At 63.8% G+C, this 309-nt stretch carries 1 protein-coding gene; it reads right to left on the bottom strand.

Features of this window, described 5'->3' with window-relative positions:
• Positions 1 to 61: 61 nt before the first annotated feature.
• The coding region (locus RZA33_RS19425) for a hypothetical protein (protein WP_317509634.1) at positions 62 to 309 on the bottom strand (248 nt) is incomplete at its 5' end.

The following is a 309-nucleotide window of genomic DNA, read 5'->3' as shown; positions in this document are numbered from 1 at the left end:
ACTATCGCGATCACGTGCTGGGATGGACGGTGTCGGGGTATCGGTTCGGGTGAGATGTGCGCTACTGACGCATCAGCCGGTCACGAGCGGCCTGCACGAGCTGCTCGTAGTCCGGTGCGAACGGGGCGGTCAGTTGTTCCTCGAGCGTCGCCAGAATGCCGTCCAGCACGGTTTGTTCTGCGGCGTGGTCCGCCCGCGTGGCATTTTCGTCGCTCCAGCGCGACAAGATGGAGAAGAACACCAGCGCTTCGTCCGACGTGAGGCGAAGCGTGGTTGCTTCTTCGGCCTGGGCCTGTTCCGTCACTCCCG

It is taken from the genome of Halovibrio sp. HP20-59 (assembly GCF_033052795.2).
In the GTDB taxonomy this organism is placed as follows: domain Bacteria; phylum Pseudomonadota; class Gammaproteobacteria; order Pseudomonadales; family Halomonadaceae; genus Vreelandella.
This window is presented reverse-complemented; position numbering and strand designations above follow the sequence as displayed.